The organism is Nocardioides sp. Root151 (genome assembly GCF_001427925.1).
Lineage (GTDB): Bacteria > Actinomycetota > Actinomycetes > Propionibacteriales > Nocardioidaceae > Nocardioides.
This window is the reverse complement of sequence record NZ_LMGG01000001.1, coordinates 500,778-501,068: the sequence shown is the minus strand read 5'-3', so window position 1 is coordinate 501,068 and position 291 is coordinate 500,778. Positions and strand designations below refer to the sequence as shown.

Below are 291 nucleotides of genomic sequence, written 5' to 3'. Positions count from 1 at the left end.
CGGGCCTCGCGGGTGCGGATCTCGTGCAGCTGTGGGTTGGCCTCGATGATCTTCGCCTCACACGCCTCCAGCACCACCGAGGGCTGCTCCCCGGCCAGGGCCTCGGCGACTGCCGCGTCCACGTAGGCGGCGTCCTCGGCATTGAGGTGTCGGGTCAGGCGGGCGATCCGCCGGGCCACCCAGGCCTCACACCGCAGGGTCTTCAGCACGGCCCAGCACTTCGGCAGCCGGTGCACCAGGTCCAGCCCGTCGGCGACCAGCCAGCGGGTGGCCATCGGGTGCGTCTGCCGA

At 72.5% G+C, this 291-nt stretch carries 1 pseudogene; it reads right to left on the bottom strand.

The features are described 5' to 3' along the window. A pseudogene (locus tag ASD66_RS24650) lies at window positions 1–275 on the bottom strand (hypothetical protein); the annotation flags it as partial. Window positions 276–291: the final 16 nt, after the last annotated feature.